Below are 17,467 nucleotides of genomic sequence, written 5' to 3'. Positions count from 1 at the left end.
CCTAACCCCACCTGAGAGTTGATGGCCAACAAAAAACACCCCAAGAGATCAGGGTGATCTCTTGGGGTGGGATGGTATCAGCTAGGACTTTATATGCTCTTCGCCCGAAATAGCGAGCGCAAGGCCGAGATCGTCGCCCTCATCAAGCTCGCTGCGAACGATGGTGCCCTTGGCAAATTTATCAATCACCATGGCGATGGCACCGTCGCCGGTCACATTGCAGGCCGTACCGAAGGAGTCAATGGCAATATAGGCGGCAATCATTAGCGCCACCTGCTCATCGGTGAAGCCTAAATTGGACGATAGGAGCCCCACTGCCGCCATAATAGCTCCACCAGGAACACCCGGTGCGGCTACCATGGTCACACCCAGCATGAGGATGAAACCGAGGGCGAGCGGCAAAGGCAATGCCATACCATCGAGGAACATGATAGCGAAGGCGAAGAGCGAGATCTTCATCATGGAACCAGAGAGGTGAATGGTGGCGCAGAGCGGAACTACGAAGCCCGCAACAGAGCGGGAAACACCATTTTTCAGGGCTGATTCATAGGTAACCGGGATGGTAGCGGCGGAGGAGGAGGTGCCAAGCGCGGTGAAATAAGCCGGCATCATATTCTTCAGAGCGGTCAAAGGGTTGCGGCCGGTAATCGCACCCGCAAGCAGATACTGGATTGCCAGCAGTACAAAAGAGAAAACGATGGCCAAGAGCAGCACCTTGGTAAACGCCGAGAGAATATCTATTAAGTTGCCATTCATACCGAGGGAGAGGAAGAGGCCGAAAATATAGATAGGCAGTAGCGGGATAATAAAGCTAGCGATAACCTTCATCACAACACGCCGCAGATCAGCGACGGCCCCGTAAAGAGTATCCGACTTTACAGTGGTCATAGACACGCCGAGAACGAAAGCAAGGATGAGAGCAGTCATCACAGGCATAGGGGCGGGCATTTCGATCGAGATATACGCCGTGAGAGCGCCCTCATCGATATCAGAGACGCGAACTTCATCCTGATTGGCGAGCAGCCATGGGTAGATCAGCGTTGCGATACCCCAAGACATCAGACCCGAAATGACAGCCGAACCATAGGCTATACCGGTGGTGATTCCTAACCATTTACCGGCGCCGCGTCCCAGACCTGCGATAGAAGGGGTGATAAGGGCGAAGATAAGCACGGGAACAAAGAATCCGAGGAAACTACCGAAGAGCCCGTTGAAGGTGACGAAGACACGGGCTAGAGTCTCCGGGAAGAAGAGACTACAGATAATGCCCAATATGATGGCGACAATGATCTTGAAGAGCAGCGAGGATGAAATCCTGCGTAAGTCCATTGATATATTCCTATCTTTTATATACAAATGATTGTGGTACTGGAGGAGGATGGTGTTTTTCCATCCCGGAACCTGATCTAACTCAGCTTGGTGCCCGAGCGCACAAGTCCACCCTTAGGTTTTCAATCTAGCGCTCAATAGGTATTTTTCCTAGTCACGCTGGCTGCACACGTCAGCATAGGCTCCTCGCTTGCCCTAACTACCCCCAACGTACCCCCTTAATGCCTAGGTTGTGATCCGCCCCTCGCCGATTCTCCGACAGGTCTGAGTGATATAATTCCTCTATGTTTTTTCTCGGTCTTCTTGCGAGCGCCTGTGCTCTTATCGTGATCATGAGTGGCGTTCTGGCATGGACGAAAAATCTCCCCGGTAACCGATTTATTGGAATCAAGGTGCCAGAGGTACGTGCATCCAAAGACATCTGGGATCACGCTCACTCTCTGGCAGGTCCACTGTGGGTAGCTGCAGGAGTACTTATCGCAATTGGCTCCGCGCCGATCTATGGCGGACTGAGCTGGTTGCTCACCATCACCGCAGTTAGCTTTATTGGTGCTCTATATATGATTGGTTTGGGTAATTCTCTAGCAGCTCGTGCCGCTGGGATCCTCAGAAGCAATAAGGAGTCATCGTCTGGATGTTCGGGTGATTGTTGTGGGGGAGGAGCAAGTACCGCCATCGATCTCGAGGCTGTCCGCCAGGCGGCCAAAAGGTCTGATCAGTAACTGAAAAATATGTGAACCCACCGCGGGGTGGGTCTTTTTTTCTGTTCACAATTCAGCGACCTGGGGGTAGCGCACTGTGGCCTTATTTAGTCACTGTGACTAAATATAAAGGAGTCATAACCGCTGACCTTAGACCATCTTGATAATTGTGCGTCCAGATAACTGTCGCTTGACCATAGACGCGGCAGGGAAGGGAGTGGAGTATCGTGAGGACGCCCAAAAAAAGCATATAGGCGAAAAAAGTGAGATACTAGCAGTCATGACTACACCGAAATCTTCACCTGAATCAACCTGTTCGCGGCGCATCTTTCTCCTCGCCACCGCATCGACTTTTTCCGGTTTGGTCTTAACTGCCTGCGCTGGGAAGGCGCAAGAGATGGATATCAGCGACGTCCCTGTCGGCAGTGCGATCATACGAGATGGCATCATCCTCGCCCAACCTGAACCTGGGGTATACAAAGCCTATTCCGCCGACTGCCCACACCAGCACTCTCAGATCACCGAAGTAGACGGCGATCTTGTGCGGTGTCCAACTCACCATTCAGAATTCTCTATCGTCGATGGGGCAGTACTAACAGGGCCTGCTCGCGACCCCTTGAAGGATTTCGAGATCAGCACTGTGGGTACCACGGCCACTATTAGCGGTTAAAAGCTATGCCCAAAATTGATCCCCTTATCGTCTTAATTCTCCTAGCGGTGCTCGGCGCAGTGGTTTTCCCCATAAGCGGTACCGCCGCCGAGTACTTTTCCGCGGCCACTGCTCTGGCCATTGCACTTCTTTTCTTCCTCTACGGAGCTAGACTGTCCACTGCTGAAGCCCTCGAGGGGATCAAGCACTGGAGATTGCATCTGGTTATCGTTGTGTTTACCTTTGTCTTCTTTCCACTGATTGGCTTAGCTCTCAAACCCGTGGAAGCCATTATTGGAAGCCAGTTATATATCGGCCTCCTTTACCTCACGCTCGTTCCCTCCACGGTGCAGTCCTCGGTGGCATTTACCTCCATCGCGAAAGGTAATGTCGCTGGCGCCATCGTCAGCGCCTCTTTGAGCAATCTCTTGGGAGTGGTTCTAACTCCCGTCTTGGTGATGCTCACCATGACAACAACCACTACTCTGCGTATCGACGCCAGCGTTTTCTTCAATATCGCACTACAGCTACTCCTGCCCTTTATCCTAGGCCAGCTATCAAGGCCACTTGTAGCAGAGGTGGCAAAGAATAAGGCCACGAAGGTGGTTGACCGTCTTTCTATCGCGATGGTGGTTTACTCTGCCTTCTCAGCCGGCATGGTAACGGGATTGTGGGCGAGTATTAGTTATCGCGATATCATCCTTCTGATTGTCATCTCCATTGCAATAGTGAGTCTTACGCTTGCTCTCACGTACAAGGTGGGGCAAAGCTTAGGTTTTACCATGAGTGATACCCGCGCTATCCAATTTTGCGGTTCTAAGAAATCGCTCGCTACCGGCCTACCCATGGCGGCTATCATCTTCGGCGCCGCCAATATCGGAGTGCTCATCACCCCCCTGATGATCTTCCACCAGATTCAGCTCATGATGTGCTCGTGGTTGGCAGCACGATATGGCGCGCAGCTCGAACCCGATCACCACGTAAACTAGGGGTGTGGAACTTACCGCCATAAAGTCACAGAAGAAAAGGACCGTAGATGGATCAGCACTTGCTTTATATCCGACTGGACCTCACTATTGAGGGAGCTGGATCGGTTAGTCATATCGCCGAGTTAAAACCCTTAGACCCCACACAGTGTGAGCTGCAGCGGATCATCGAACTCGACCCCCAGGGTGTCATCCAGGGCGCTGGTTCTCCCGACTACGCTGCAGGGCTTGCTAGCACACCTAATAAACGTGTGCCTCATCCCGATACGTTTGACACATTTCCTGATATTGAGGCTTTTGACGTAACGGCCGACGAATTCTTAAGGTTATGGGAGGATGCCGTAACCAAATTCCCGGAACTCGAGAACTAACACACGTTTAAAGCCGCAATGTTTCACGTGAAACATTGCGGCTTTGTCATGTTAGTTCTCGTCTACGTCTAAACCTGGGTGCGTTGCAAGAAGGGGGAGCGGCATGGGTTGACGCCGCATAATATCACCCCACAAATCTACTGCACCTGGCGCGATGACATCGCTCGGCAAGCAGGGAGCAACATACCATTCTCCTTCAGCTATCTCAGCTTCGAGTTCACCCGGGGCGAAAAAATACGTACCTACAAAGATGCGCACCGCCTCGATATACTCAGCAATGCTTTCGGGCGCTAGGCCTAGATCCGCCAAGGCTATACGGTTAGTGATGCGCATCAGGCTAGAGATCTGAGAATTATCCACCTCGGGCTTTGTTACCGCCACTGCGATAGCCATCTCGGGATTCGTCGAACCCCCGTGGTACAGCGTCTGAGGCTTCGCTACCCACGGCTGCCAATCAGGACGCACCTCAGCAACGGCCATATCAGTGCGATGGTTCAGCAATACCCCGAGGGTCCCTTCAATATCATGGCTAATAATTAGGATGACACCTCGATTCGCCTCATCGGAATCGGTATCGGGCGCTGCTACTAATACCTGCCCCGGATAAACCTCATTACGTTCAAGATTTGCAAAAATACGCTCTCGCATTGCTTCCGCCACAATCACACACCCTTAGTTATCAGTTGAGCCCCATGTATGAGTCTCTTTTTCTTACCATTCTATGAGACTAGGAGGCAGACTGCCGTTCCTCCCACCACGCAAGCAAATACTTGCTAGCCAACTCTGGCTCCAGAGGGCCCAATTCCAACCGTAATTCCTTCAGATAGGCCCATGCTCGACCAACGTCGGGGCCCGGCTGTAAATCAAGCAAGTCCATAATGGCGTTGCCGTCAAGATCGGGGCGAACTCGGGCAAGATCTTCTTTTTCGGCAATCTCAGCGATACGCTCTTCTAGATGATCATAAATGCGTTGTAAACGCTGCGCCTTTTTCTTATTGCGCGTTGTGCAATCCGCTCGAACCAGTTTGTGCAGCCGGGGCAGGAGATCGCCAGCGTCATTGACATACCGACGCACTGCTGAATCAGTCCACTTACCTTCATTAAAGCCGTGGAAGCGCATATGCAGGAAGACCAATTGGCTGACCTGTTTGATCATCGCCTTCGAGTATTTCAGTGCCCGCATCCGGCGACGCACCAAGCGCGCACCCGCAACCTCATGTTGGTGAAAACTAACTCTCCCATTTTGGTCATAGGCCCTAGTCTCGGGTTTACCAATATCATGAACTAAAGCAGCCCAACGTAATACCAAGTCGGGGACTTCTTCTTGATCAATAGCTTGTCGTAACACCTGAAGCGAGTGCGCATAAACATCTTTATGCTGCTGGTGCTCATCTTGAGTCATGCGTAATTCTAATAACTCGGGATAGCAGTACTGGGCGAGACCAGTATCCACCATGACATCGACGCCTTCCCAAGGTATGCGACCGAGCATTAATTTATCTAGCTCCACCTGGATCCGCTCCGCGGTTATCCGCTCCAATTGGGAGGCCATCTGGGTTAAGGCATGACGCACTCGGGGAGCGAGTTCGAATTCCAACTGCGAGACAAAGCGAGCCGCACGCAACATCCGTAAGGGATCATCATGGAAGCTCTCCTCTGGGCTGGCTGGAGTATCGATCCTCCTTTGACTAAGGTCCTTAAGCCCACCCATGGGGTCATGAAAAATTAGAGAACCTTCCGCAGTAATTTCAACCGCCATCGCATTGCACCGAAAATCGCGGCGGATCAGATCCCCTTCCAGAGTCGATCCGAAGTGCACCACTGGATTTCGCGAGTGCCCATCGTAGAGATCAGCGCGAAAGGTGGTAATTTCAATTTGCTGTCCAGCCTTTTCGGCCGAGACGGTTCCGAAGTCAATACCGGTATCCCAAACCACATCAGCGTAGTCCTGTAAAATCTCAGAAACGATCTCGGGATGGGCATCAGTAGTGAAGTCCAAATCATTGCCCAACCGATTCATGAGCGCATCGCGCACCGATCCGCCCACGAGGTATAAGGTATATCCCCTTTGGTGAAATTTTTCGGCTAAGGGCACTATATCTGCAAAGAGCGGCTGCAGGGCTTTATTAAGTTGGCTAATTGCCGCCTCTGTGGTGAAGGGTAGTTCGAGGGTTTTCTGCTGATTAGGGGGGATAGTCACGCTGGGTAAGTCTACCGTGTTCGTGGTCTATGCTAAAGACAGATAAAATAATGCTCGACATTAAAAATACCAACGATGATATCTACAACCCTTGCACCGAAGGGCTGGAGGATCTGACATAAACCACATTGTCATTAATAGTGACCGCACCGTCAAGGAATGGAGTCTGAAGAGATGTCTTCTCTATCATCACCTCAGGGTTCTCCTTCACAGAGTGGACAATCCCAAATTCATGCGCGCACTGCGGATACTATCCTCCCAAGACTGAGTAGTGAAGAAATACTCACCCCCAACTCTCTAGCACACCGGGCGCGGTTGACTAAGAAGGATAAGCCCAAGGAGAAGCCAAAACCTAAGCGCACCCAAAAAGCGACAATACGGAAGCGAGGGGAGGGGCGCCGCCGCCAGGGTGGGCGCAGTACCAACCGTCGTGGGCCAAAGCGACCACCCGAAGCTCACCGGATGATGAAACGAATGGAGACCTCCGCTGGGGGGCTCGTCATCTCCGGGCTTGCAGAGGCTGTCGATCACCGTGGGCGAGTAGATCTGTCAAAGATCTATGTGGCTCTCATCGGGCGCAAGGATCGGCGCGGGCGCCTTTTATGGTCCATGCCTAAAGGCCATGTGGAAGAGCACGAAGATATCGAAGCAACAGCGGCACGGGAAGTGTGGGAAGAAACCGGCATTCTCGGCGAGGTCTTTGCCACTCTCGGACAAATTAGCTACTGGTTCGTTTCGGATAATACGCGTATTCATAAGACTGTTTACCACTACCTGCTGCGTTATCAAGATGGAGTTCTTAACGACGAAGATCCTGAGGTTACCGAGGTCGCGTGGATACCAGCCTCAGCACTCCTTGAGTATTTTGCGTATGCCGATGAGCGTAAGCTGGCCAAGATCGCGCTTCGGATGCTCCCCGATTTAGCCCGCACGGAGGCGCAGGAAGGACGGATGACGCCCCGATGAAACCATCCTCTCCTCACTCGTGTCGCCTGGCTCTCGGTATTGCGCTGACCCTTAGTATGCTCGCCCCCACAAGTGCGCTGGCCAACCCGCTGCCTCATTCTCCAAACAACCCGGCGGCACTAGGAACCTGGGTGGGCCAAAGCCCGCGGGTTGATAAGCGAGAGCCAGATCTAGCAATAAGTCTCGATCGAGCACCAGCTCAGATCTCCTTTGGGCAAGTCCTCCAGGTCTCTCTATCGGTGCGCAATAATACGGATAGCGAGATGGACAATATCATTATTGTTCCAAAACGGGCAGCGGAACCCAGAAGCGTTAACCAGGCTCTTGAACTTCCAGCTCTGAGCCAAGAAGCTTATCCATTCTTTGCTAATACTATTGATATTGACGGTCCGATTGTGCCGGGAGAGACGCGCCATATCGATATTGAAATCCCCACCGCAGCGCAGGCGATTGGTGGATTCGATATTATTCGCCCAGGTATCTATCCTTTATTATTTGGAGTACAAAATACTACCTCAGGGCAACGATATTCATCCCAGCGCTTTCTCCTCAACGTCGCGGCAGATCCGAGTACTCCTCGTACTCCTCAGGATGCAAAGGAAGAGGAAACTGACAATCCCGAGCGAGCACCCGGACTTACCCTGATCTATCCCATTACTGCCGTAGTTGATATTCTCGGCGGGGAAACTGGGGAAGCTGGGAAAGAACGCGCGCCGCTTATTATGCGCAGCGAAAATCTCGCTCGTCAGCTTGCCCCCGATGGGCGGCTGAGCACAATAGTCAAAGACTTCCGCACGGTCACAGACAGAGAGCCAGCTTTGAAAGAAGCTAGTTGTATCGCCCTTGATCCACAGCTTATAGATACCGTATCGAGGATGACTCAGGGCTATCGCATTGCCACAGAACGCCCGAGTTCAGTCTCACAGAATCTACGCCTGCGCGATTCATGGTTTTTTGCCGACCAAGATATCGATTCCATCCCTGGTAGCGCCTCAGACGACGCCGCACGCTGGCTTGCAGAACTCAAAGCACTTCTAAGTACCACCTCTTGTGTGGTGGCACTACCGTGGGCTAATACCGATATCAACGGACTAGCAAAGCTAGGGGATAGCTGGCTCATGCGCGAAGCGCTGGATCAGGGTGCTCTGATCCTCAGGCGCGAACTGGGCGTAAATCCGGCACCAGATATTGTTATTCCCGCAAGCGGTTATCTTGAACCCACAACCATTAGTTCCCTCGGCTGGGCTGATTATTCCACCCCTACCAATAACAATCAGATGCCTACTGATCTCGCAACGGCGTGGAATGCACGGGAACCGAAGGATACTGATACTACTACTGCACCCCTTCCACAGCGTCCCATCACAGTACTGCTAGCCGATAACTCTTTCCCGCAAACTAGTGGACGATTTGCCCCCTTAGCACCAGGAATTCGAGCCGCCGGATTCGATAGTTTAGTAGCCTCAAGTTTTGCACATAGCGCACCAGATCCACTCACCATGAGTTATACCCCTGATTCGCACCGCTATGATTTCCGCCAGGATTCACTAGTAGCTCGCAGTAATACAGCATCAAATATACTTCGTTTAAGTATCTCCCAGCGCACAGAAGAAGATTCCCAACCATTGGTGGTGCCGTTGCCGAGCAATATAGATAGTGGGCAACCGTGGTTGGATACTGCTGCTGAATTACTCAGAGATCGAGCTGCCCAACCGCGCAACTTACTGAACGTGATCACCCCGCTCCCTCAAGAGCAAGAAGCTTTGGATCAAGCGGAAGAGTTCGTAGCTGTTTCCTCTCCTTTTCCCGATCCCGCTCAAATAGCTGACACCGAGCTATTAGCGGCTAAAGGTTTAGTATCGTCTATAGATAACCTCACGCGCTTGATGATTAGCGATTCCGCTATCTCCTTGAGCCCTTATGAGTTTACTGAGCCCTTACGCCGAGATGTGATCCGCTCTTTTACCCTAGAGGGGCGCCAATCTATAGCGCGTTTCGATGAGCATAGTGAGGATATTAGGAACCTCATTGCCGCCACCCGGGAGACTCTGGCACAACTGAGGAATTCGGTGAGCCTTATTCCACCAGGAAATGTTTTCACAAGAACCTCGGATTCATCACCGCTTCTTGTTGTGGCTCAAAATGGTTTACCGCTACCTGTCGATGCCAGGCTTGCCTATAGTGGGCCCAACGAGGCGAAGATTGGAATTCCGCGGGAGATTCTTATCCCCGCAAAGGGCTCGATTACGATCTCGATGAATGCAAATCTGGAGGCTGTGGAGTCTCGACGAGCAGATCTTCGTATGTGGTTGACCACAAATACCAATGACGCCATATCTGAGTCCGTGACCATGGGTGTACAAACCCGATCGGGATTATCTGGTACTTCAGGCTTCGCCGGTTATGTGCTACTAGCTCTCGTTATCGTTCTTATCGGGCGAATTTTCCCCAGCCTTCTGGCGGAATTTAGACGTGACAAATGATCTAGTTCAAGGTTCTTCGGATTAGCTAGTGGGGGCAACGGTTAACCCCGCTACGATTTCCATTTTTCTAGAACTACGGAGGAAGATGGTCTCTTTGAGACTTTTCCCTAGTTTCTCCACGGTGAGGGGCGACGGGATCTTTCCACCTTCTTCAGCTAAGGAGAATGGCGTGAGCAATCACCTCAATAAGCTTGATGGGCACCAGGACGATCGGCCGCTAAGAAGCTTAACTGCCGCGAACGAGCCCGGCACCCCTCTAATGCCACCACGTGGAGGTGAGGAGAAGGCTCCTCATCACACACAGGAGCCGCGCTCAACCTCACTGCTCGAGGCCGAAAGAAAAGCTGAATATAAAGCCGATGACGCCGAGGTGGTACGCTCCTCAGGGTCGATGGCTATAGCCACGCTCTTTAGCCGGATTACTGGCTTTTTGCGCAATGTGATCATCACCGCCACCTTAGGTGGGGCGATCGCTTCGGCTTTTAATACCGCCAATACATTGCCCAATTTGATCACTGAGATCGTTCTGGGCGCGGTGCTGACCTCCCTTGTGGTCCCCGTATTGGTGCGCGCCGAAAAAGAAGATCCCGATCGGGGAGAGGCTTTTATCAGGCGCCTGTTTACTCTTGCGGTAACGTTATTAGGGTCGATTACCCTGCTTGCCGTTATTGCCGCCCCCTATCTTGTGCAAATGGCATTGCGTAGCGACGGTAAGGTCAATATCGTCCAATCCACCGGCTTTGCCTACTGGCTCTTGCCACAGATTTTCTTCTACGGCATTTTTGCACTCTTAATGGCTATTCTCAATACCAAGGGGATCTTCAAGCCAGGCGCCTGGGCGCCGGTGATGAATAATCTCATTGTGCTTGCCGTCATGGGCGCCTATTGGTTTGTTCCTGGGGAATTAACTCCCGAGCAACCAGCCGGAGCTTTTGACATACATGTGATGCTCTTGGGTATTGGCACCACAGTCGGTGTGGTTGTGCAGGCTCTCATACTATTTCCGTATATTCGCCGCACTAATATTTCCCTCAAACCGCTGTGGGGCATTGACGCTCGCTTGAAGCAATTCGGGGGCATGGCCGCGGCGATTATTTTCTATGTCGCCATCAGTCAGTTGGGCTATATCGTCACTACCCGTATCGCCTCTGTGGCGGATGCGGCGGCGCCAAATATTTACCAGCAGGCGTGGCTATTATTGCAAGTTCCCTATGGCATTATTGGTGTTACCCTGCTCACTGCCATTATGCCGCGGCTTTCGCGCAATGCTGCTGATGGAGACGATAAGGCGGTCACCCAAGATCTCATCATAGGTTCCAAGCTCACCTATATTGCGCTGATTCCGATCATTGTTTTCTTTACTATCTTTGGAACCTGGATTGCCCGTGGCCTTTTCGCCTATGGGCAATTCGCCGGCCCTGAGGCGACCATCTTGGGCTGGACTTTGAGCTTCTCGGCCTTCACTCTTTTACCCTATGCCACTGTTCTTCTGCACCTGCGGGTCTTTTATGCGCGCGAGGAAGCGTGGACCCCAACCTTTATTATCGCTGGTATAACGGGGACGAAAATTGCGCTTTCGCTGCTGGCTCCCATTGTTGCCACGTCACCGTCGCGGGTAGTGATCCTCCTCGGTGCTGCCAATGGTTTTGGCTTTGTTGCTGGCGCTGTGATTGGAGCCTTTTTACTCAGGCGGAAATTGGGCCATCTAGGCACCAGAGATATTATTCGCACCTGTGCGTGGGCGCTCGCAGCTAGTTCCTTAGGTGGGTTGATCGCTTTTGCCCTCAGCCAAGCTATCGATCTGGCGGCTGGTCAGCTCTTTGACGCCTTGGGGTCGGTTGGTTATCTTGTCCAATTAACCATTGCGGGGATTGTTTTCCTCGCAATGACGGGCTTAGTTCTCTCGCGTTCCCAGTTGCCCGAAGTAAAGAAATTGGCTCAGCTACTGGCCCGAATTCCGGGAGTGAACCGAATTATCCAGCCGAGCGAGCCGGCTAAGATTTCCCATCTGAGTGCCCAGGAGTTGAAAGTGGAACAACCGAATTATATTGACGATACTTTCAACGCCACCCCTGTACCGCCGCCAATGTCTGCGGGTATCGTTCGGGGTCCGCGACTGGTTCCAGGCGCTGAAGTCAGCGATGGCAGTTTCCGGCTCCTGGTCGATCACGGATCCGCCCCGGGAGTTCGCTTCTGGCGGGCTATGGAGAAGCGGACGGGACGCGAGGTATCCCTGACCTTCGTTGATACCTCTGGGCTCACCCCAATGGCGCCGCTGAGTCCTGCAGCGGCCGCTGATGCTGCCGATCGAGTCAAAGTGAGAACCCTCGCACTTGCCGGCTTAAAGAGCGACAGTATCGCAAAAAATATTGAGGTTCGCTCTTACCGTAATGGGTGTTTGATCATCGCCGATTGGGTGCACGGAACTCCGCTCGCTAAGCTCGCTAGCGATCCCGATCAGCAGGATCCCCAGGCGGTGGTATTCGCACTGGCGCCGTTGGTGGCTGCTGCTGGCAAGAAGACCTTGGGCCTGGATAATAGGGCTCGAATTCGGGTGAATACCGATGGGGTAGCGGTGCTCGCTTTCCCAGCCGTTCTGGCCGACGCTACCCACGAGCAAGATTTGAAATCTCTGCGCACCGCCTTAGGCATCTTGATCAACGACGAGGCCCCATCAGATATTAGAGAGCTCTTAGAGGGCGACCTCGAGGAGATGCCCGGAGCCTATGAGAAGTACCTAAAGAAGCTCTCTGAGCCAACTGAGCCAGGTGATACCCAAACCCTCCAGGTGACCGCTCAAAAGGCCCCCCGAGAGATTAAGTCTCCTGTGGGTGGATTCGGCCGTAAAGGGTATGGGCGCGGTGCTACCACAGCCGTCCTTGTCGGTGCTACCTCAATGGTGGTGCTGGCCGCGATCATTACCGCGTATATTACCTCCGTACTCAATAGTGGCAACGAGCAGGCCCCCATTAAGGCTGAGGAGCTTGCACCTATAAGCTCTGAGATAGCCAAACCTTCGCTGATCTTGGCCGTGGAGTCGGCCTATCCGTGGAGAGATAGCAATGCCACTGCATCCTTTGCTGCCGATGGTAATCCAGAGACTATATGGAAGGCCCAGGCAGATGAGGCGGTTATTATTAATCTGGCAGCAGCCAGTGAGATCAACCGACTCGTGGTCAATAGCCCTACTCCGGGCTTTAGGCTGCAGGTCTTTGGGGTGCGCGACAATAATCCCATCGGGGCTCAAACTAACCTCAACGATCTCTTGGCAAGAAATATCTTAGCTGAGCTCAGTGTGGATAAAACGCGGGCGAGTGTCGATATTGATTCCTCTACACACATCAAACAGCTACTCGTCCTGGTCAGCTCTATTAAAGGCGAAGCCGAGGGTGTAGAGATCAAAGAGCTCCAAGTAGTGGGAATGCCCTAAGAAGAAAAATATCAAAAAGAACCTCCATATTTTTACGGAGGTTCTTTTTGATTTTTTTGACCTACCCCGCCGATATCATCGTGGAGCTCCCATCTTGTTGTACTCATTGTTCTCTTGTGATGTACTCACCAGATTCTTCGCTGTATTCCCATTTATGGAGTTTGGTTGTGAGAAAAATTAGTGCCAATCCACCTGTATCCGATCTACAGACATCAGTAAATTTCTCAGTTGTTTTTAATAAATAGCTGAATATAAAGCATATGCGTGCACTGATACCCCCGTTGCTATACCTTTCATGAAGCGCTAGCAAAAAAGTGCACTGATACTTCCCAACATATAAGAAAACGGTGATGCTTTTACCATCCTCTCTCTGGTGCCGATGAGGGATGCCCGCCGTGAACCGAAAGTCCAGCTATGGCTCGTTCCCACCAGCATGATGAGGCAACTACCCGCAATTCTGTCGAGCGTGCCAGCGCTGCCTTGGAAGCTCAAGCCGATGAAGTCTTGGTTGCCGACTATCTTGCTGGATCTGATGCTGCTTTCGCCGAGATTGTAGGCAAACATGAACGTCATTTGCGCTATGTGGCTCGCAAATATGCTCGTACGGAAGCCGATGCCGAGGATATCTTGCAAGATGCACTCTTACGGGCCGCACGGAATCTTTCGGGTTTTCGGGGGGATTCCAAGTTATCCACATGGTTGCATCGCTTAGTTGCCAATGCCAGCTATGACCACAATCGGAAGCATACTCATAGCGTTATCAGCGCCGATCGCGCGGAATTTAATGCCGAGGTGGAAGCAGCGATGAGCTTCGACCCTTTCGCCGAACTGATCGATAGGATGAATCTAAGCGAGGAAATGCAACGCGCTCTTGACCTCCTTCCCCCGGAGCACCGTGCTGCCTTAGTGCTCATAGATTTCGCGGAGCATTCTGTTAGTGAGGCCGCCGAGATCCTGCAGGTGGCCCCTGGGACCATAAAATCCCGACGGGCTCGAGGTCGAAGGATGTTAAAGGAAATTCTACAATACCGGGTTCTCTAAGCTTGACAGCAGCTCACTTATGATTGGTATTGCCTATATAAAATCTTTCATCTATAGTCTGGGTTATAAACGCTAGAATAAGGTTGATTACTCACCACTTCGACGAAAGAACAGCACTATGGCAGATATCCACAACGTGATCATCATTGGCTCCGGTCCCGCAGGCTATACCGCAGCACTCTATGCAGCCCGCGCCGAACTTCATCCGCTCGTATTCGAAGGATATGAATACGGTGGTTCCCTGATGACCACAACCGAAGTCGAAAACTTCCCTGGCTTCCCCGCCGGAATCATGGGCCCAGAGCTCATGGAAAATATGCGCAGTCAAGCCGAGCGCTTCGGAGCTCAGCTCATCAGCGAAGAAGTAACCAAGGTCGAGCTAGACGGTGAGATCAAAAAGGTTTGGGTCGATGACACCCTGTACCAAGCCAAGAGCGTCATTCTCGCCACCGGCTCCGCCCCTCGCTATATCGGAGTGGAAGGGGAGAAAGAACTCCTAGGCCGCGGCGTCTCAGCGTGTGCTACCTGCGATGGCTTCTTCTTCCGCGACCACAATATCGCTGTGGTTGGTGGCGGTGATTCCGCAATGGAGGAGGCCCTTTTCCTCACTAAATTTGGTAAGAGTGTGACCATTATTCACCGCCGTGAAGAATTCCGCGCCTCCGCCATTATGCTCGAACGTGCCCGCAATAATGACAAGATCACCTTCTTAACCAATAAGGTTGTCAGCAAGGTCAACGGAGATCAGCAAGTCAGCAATGTGGAACTCACCGATACCATTACGGGCGAGGTATCACATCTCGATGTCACCGCCCTTTTCGTAGCCATCGGTTATGATCCCCGCTCCGCCCTCTTCAAAGATACCGTCACCTGCGACGAGTCAGGTTATGTAATCGTCGACGAGCCTTCGACCCGCACTAATATCCCTGGTGTTTTTGCGGTCGGCGATCTTGTTGATCGTCACTATCAGCAGGCCATAACTGCAGCGGGAACCGGCTGCCGCGCGGCTATTGATGCCGAACACTTCCTGGGTACACTCACCCAATAAAACCTATAAAACCTAGTTAGATAAGAAAGGTCTTTTATGTCCCAACCTATTGATGTCACCCAATCCACCTTCCGCTCCGTTGTCACCGAGTCTGACAAACTCGTCCTTGTCGACTTCTGGGCAGAATGGTGCGGCCCCTGTAAAAAGCTTAGCCCTGTGCTTAATGAGATTGCTGCCGAGATGGGTGACCACGTCACCGTAGCCAAGGTCAACGTGGATGCTGAGCGTAACTTAGGCGCAATGTTCCAGATTATGTCGATTCCTACGGTATTGATCTTCAAAAATGGCGAGAAGGTCGACGAATTCGTTGGAGGTCGCAAGAAGTCAGACATCGTGGCAATGCTTCAAAAGCATCTCTAAATGCTATCCTATGATGAGCCGTCGATACGCTAGATCTAGGGTATCGCTCACACGTAGATAGCACGATGGGAAGGATGAGAGTGTCCACAGTCATAAGGGTCGGGGATAAAAACCCGAAAGTGGCAGAGGTGCGAGCAGCACTAGCCCGACTCGGACACCTCACGTCCTTCCGTGATGATCTCAGCACTGACCATATCTTCGAAGAGTCCGATACATATTTCGATTCCGACCTTCAAGAGGCGCTGCGTGGCTTCCAGCAATCCCGTGGCTTAATCGCCTCGGGCGAAATTACCGAAACTACTCTGCGCGTGCTGCGAGAAGCCTCCTACCAGCTAGGAGTTCGCGTTCTCGCGTATCAAGAGCACAATCATATGATCGGCGATGATGTCTACCAACTTCAGCAACAGCTCCAGGAACTAGGCTTCTACACCGATCGCCTCGACGGTCATTTCGGTCCGATGACCCATGATGCGCTTGCAAATTATCAACTCAACTACGGGCTCAATATCGATGGAATTTGCGGCCCAGAAACCATCGACTCTCTTGGACTTCTTGGTCGCCGGATTACTGGGGGTTCCCCGAACCAGCTGCGCGAGCGCGAGCGTGTCCGCGATGCGGGGCCCCAACTTGCAGGCAAACGCGTCGTTATTGACCCCGGCCTCGGTGGGCCTAATAAAGGTGTGACTGTACGCGGTATTTACGGTGAGATCACCGAAGAAGAGCTCATTTGGGACCTTGCCACTCGCATTGAGGGACGCATGATCGAAGCCGGAATGGACGTTATCATTTCCCGACCGCGCAATAGCGATCTCACCCATGCTGAACGCGTGGCTATAGCCAATTCCTTCCAAGCCGATCTGATGATCTGTTTACAGGCAGATCACTATCCCAATGAGCAAGCTTCCGGCTGTGCCACCTTCTATTTTGGTTCCGAATCTGGAAATTACTCCATGATTGGCGAGAAGCTCTCTGGCTATATCCAGCGTGAAATTGCAGCTAGAACCAAGCTTGTCAATTGTGGTAATCACGCGCGCACATGGGATCTTTTACGCATGACACAGATGACGTGTGTGGAAATCTTTCCAGGGTATCTCAGTAATCCTGGTGATGTGCGCATTTTAAGTAATCCTAAAAAGCGTGATGATATCGCCGAGGCTATCGTTGTTTCCGTCAAAAGGCTCTATCTCATGGATCAAGACGACCAGCCAACGGGAACCTTCAAATTCTCTGAATTGCTCAAGCAAGAACTGCTCGAAGGCTAAACCCTAACAACAAGCTGCGAGACGCCGGAGAGTTCCCATTCTCTTTGCGGGGCGGGTAGTTTAAGGCGCAAACGCGGAAATATTGGATGCGGTTGATGGATTTTAAAACCGCAGCTTTGTGCGATATTGACCTCAACAAGCCCAAAATCTTCAATACGCGCCGTCACCTCCTTGTCTCCCCTATCTTCCTTATCCTTTGCTGCTAAGGCTCTTGGATGGTACCCATATATTTCGACCGCGGGAATCTTTTCCTGGCTAAGATAACTACACGCTGCTGCGATGAGAGTCGCTTCCAAGCCGGTATCTTTCAGCAACGGGTGTATATGAACTGAGCTAATCAGCCACGCCTCTGGGGAAACCGGAGCGGTAGGGAAAACCACCTGACCTGGAACCCGATCACCGGGAGTGAATAATAGTGTGGCCTGGGCTGAATATTCCAAGGTGTGCTCAAGCCGATAATTTAATCCGCACCGACCCAGTTGCAGAAGGGACTGCATCAGCCACGCTTCTTTTTCCAAAACTGGATCACCGCGAAATTCTCTGAGTGCATGCGGACTAAGCTCCCAGAACAAACCGGAAGCGGTGCGAGGATGGAGATGGGCAATTTCCTCCATATCAATGGCTCTGAGAATTTTAGCCAT

Annotated in this window: 15 protein-coding genes; 11 read left to right on the top strand and 4 right to left on the bottom strand. The window is 52.0% G+C overall.

The window, feature by feature from the left end:
• Nucleotides 1–81: 81 nt before the first annotated feature.
• Complete coding sequence (locus NXT01_RS07745; RefSeq protein WP_259079517.1) at nt 82–1,329, bottom strand: dicarboxylate/amino acid:cation symporter; 1,248 nt, start codon at nt 1,327–1,329, stop codon at nt 82–84.
• Between the two features lie 284 nt (nt 1,330–1,613).
• Between NXT01_RS07745 and NXT01_RS07740 the strand changes: the two genes are divergently transcribed.
• From NXT01_RS07740 to NXT01_RS07725, 4 genes are all read left to right on the top strand, one after another.
• Nucleotides 1,614–2,051, top strand: a complete 438-nt coding sequence (locus NXT01_RS07740) for an SdpI family protein (RefSeq protein ID WP_259079508.1) — start codon at nt 1,614–1,616, stop codon at nt 2,049–2,051.
• A 304-nt stretch (nt 2,052–2,355) separates the two neighbouring features.
• Entirely contained in the window at nt 2,356–2,700 is a 345-nt protein-coding gene (locus NXT01_RS07735) for a Rieske (2Fe-2S) protein (RefSeq protein WP_396124771.1), read from the top strand.
• Between the two features lie 5 nt (nt 2,701–2,705).
• On the top strand, nt 2,706–3,668 hold the full coding sequence (locus NXT01_RS07730) for a bile acid:sodium symporter family protein (RefSeq protein ID WP_259079505.1): 963 nt from the start codon (nt 2,706–2,708) through the stop codon (nt 3,666–3,668).
• 47 nt (nt 3,669–3,715) lie between these two features.
• Entirely contained in the window at nt 3,716–4,036 is a 321-nt protein-coding gene (locus NXT01_RS07725; RefSeq protein WP_259079504.1) for a hypothetical protein, read from the top strand.
• Nucleotides 4,037–4,087: 51 nt separating this feature from the next.
• Here the strand turns inward: NXT01_RS07725 and NXT01_RS07720 are convergent, their stop codons facing one another.
• Both NXT01_RS07720 and NXT01_RS07715 read right to left on the bottom strand, forming a co-directional pair.
• Nucleotides 4,088–4,684 carry a YqgE/AlgH family protein gene (locus NXT01_RS07720; RefSeq protein ID WP_259079662.1) on the bottom strand — a complete coding sequence of 199 codons (597 nt, stop codon included), beginning with the start codon at nt 4,682–4,684 and terminating at the stop codon, nt 4,088–4,090.
• Nucleotides 4,685–4,763: 79 nt separating this feature from the next.
• On the bottom strand, nt 4,764–6,176 hold the full coding sequence (locus NXT01_RS07715; protein ID WP_259079660.1) for a CCA tRNA nucleotidyltransferase: 1,413 nt from the start codon (nt 6,174–6,176) through the stop codon (nt 4,764–4,766).
• Nucleotides 6,177–6,410: 234 nt separating this feature from the next.
• Here NXT01_RS07715 and NXT01_RS07710 point away from each other — a divergent pair, with 234 nt between their 5' ends.
• From NXT01_RS07710 to NXT01_RS07680, 7 genes are all read left to right on the top strand, one after another.
• Nucleotides 6,411–7,202, top strand: coding sequence for an NUDIX hydrolase (locus NXT01_RS07710; RefSeq protein ID WP_259079502.1), 792 nt, complete (start codon nt 6,411–6,413; stop codon nt 7,200–7,202).
• Entirely contained in the window at nt 7,199–9,685 is a 2,487-nt protein-coding gene (locus NXT01_RS07705) for a DUF6049 family protein (protein ID WP_259079500.1), read from the top strand. Before NXT01_RS07710 ends, NXT01_RS07705 begins: the two co-directional genes overlap by 4 nt.
• A gap of 259 nt (nt 9,686–9,944) precedes the next feature.
• Nucleotides 9,945–13,115, top strand: coding sequence for a murein biosynthesis integral membrane protein MurJ (locus tag NXT01_RS07700; protein ID WP_396124770.1), 3,171 nt, complete (start codon nt 9,945–9,947; stop codon nt 13,113–13,115).
• Between the two features lie 414 nt (nt 13,116–13,529).
• Nucleotides 13,530–14,156 (top strand): sigma-70 family RNA polymerase sigma factor, encoded by a 627-nt coding sequence (locus NXT01_RS07695; protein WP_259079499.1) that lies wholly within the window; start codon nt 13,530–13,532, stop codon nt 14,154–14,156.
• A gap of 118 nt (nt 14,157–14,274) precedes the next feature.
• Nucleotides 14,275–15,204: a thioredoxin-disulfide reductase gene (trxB, locus tag NXT01_RS07690; protein ID WP_259079493.1), complete on the top strand. Its 930-nt coding sequence runs from the start codon at nt 14,275–14,277 to the stop codon at nt 15,202–15,204.
• Nucleotides 15,205–15,240: 36 nt separating this feature from the next.
• Complete coding sequence (gene trxA / locus NXT01_RS07685; RefSeq protein ID WP_259079491.1) at nt 15,241–15,564, top strand: thioredoxin; 324 nt, start codon at nt 15,241–15,243, stop codon at nt 15,562–15,564.
• Nucleotides 15,565–15,644: 80 nt separating this feature from the next.
• Entirely contained in the window at nt 15,645–16,826 is a 1,182-nt protein-coding gene (locus tag NXT01_RS07680) for an N-acetylmuramoyl-L-alanine amidase (protein WP_259079485.1), read from the top strand.
• On the opposite strand, the gene NXT01_RS07675 is transcribed toward NXT01_RS07680, so the two are convergent.
• Nucleotides 16,823–17,467, bottom strand: coding sequence for a hypothetical protein (locus NXT01_RS07675; protein ID WP_259079484.1), 645 nt, complete (start codon nt 17,465–17,467; stop codon nt 16,823–16,825). The genes NXT01_RS07680 and NXT01_RS07675 overlap by 4 nt on opposite strands.

Source organism: Corynebacterium sp. ES2775-CONJ (assembly GCF_024814515.1).
GTDB lineage: Bacteria > Actinomycetota > Actinomycetes > Mycobacteriales > Mycobacteriaceae > Corynebacterium.
This window is presented reverse-complemented; position numbering and strand designations above follow the sequence as displayed.

Coding starts and splice junctions, on each gene's coding strand:
- NXT01_RS07745 (WP_259079517.1), bottom strand. CDS start 1,329: ATGGACTTACGCAGGATTTCATCCTCGCTGCTCTTCAAGATCATTGTC.
- NXT01_RS07740 (WP_259079508.1), top strand. CDS start 1,614: ATGTTTTTTCTCGGTCTTCTTGCGAGCGCCTGTGCTCTTATCGTGATC.
- NXT01_RS07730 (WP_259079505.1), top strand. CDS start 2,706: ATGCCCAAAATTGATCCCCTTATCGTCTTAATTCTCCTAGCGGTGCTC.
- NXT01_RS07725 (WP_259079504.1), top strand. CDS start 3,716: ATGGATCAGCACTTGCTTTATATCCGACTGGACCTCACTATTGAGGGA.
- NXT01_RS07720 (WP_259079662.1), bottom strand. CDS start 4,684: ATGCGAGAGCGTATTTTTGCAAATCTTGAACGTAATGAGGTTTATCCG.
- NXT01_RS07710 (WP_259079502.1), top strand. CDS start 6,411: ATGTCTTCTCTATCATCACCTCAGGGTTCTCCTTCACAGAGTGGACAA.
- NXT01_RS07705 (WP_259079500.1), top strand. CDS start 7,199: ATGAAACCATCCTCTCCTCACTCGTGTCGCCTGGCTCTCGGTATTGCG.
- NXT01_RS07700 (WP_396124770.1), top strand. CDS start 9,945: ATGCCACCACGTGGAGGTGAGGAGAAGGCTCCTCATCACACACAGGAG.
- NXT01_RS07695 (WP_259079499.1), top strand. CDS start 13,530: ATGGCTCGTTCCCACCAGCATGATGAGGCAACTACCCGCAATTCTGTC.
- trxB (WP_259079493.1), top strand. CDS start 14,275: ATGGCAGATATCCACAACGTGATCATCATTGGCTCCGGTCCCGCAGGC.
- trxA (WP_259079491.1), top strand. CDS start 15,241: ATGTCCCAACCTATTGATGTCACCCAATCCACCTTCCGCTCCGTTGTC.
- NXT01_RS07675 (WP_259079484.1), bottom strand. CDS start 17,467: ATGGCTAAAATTCTCAGAGCCATTGATATGGAGGAAATTGCCCATCTC.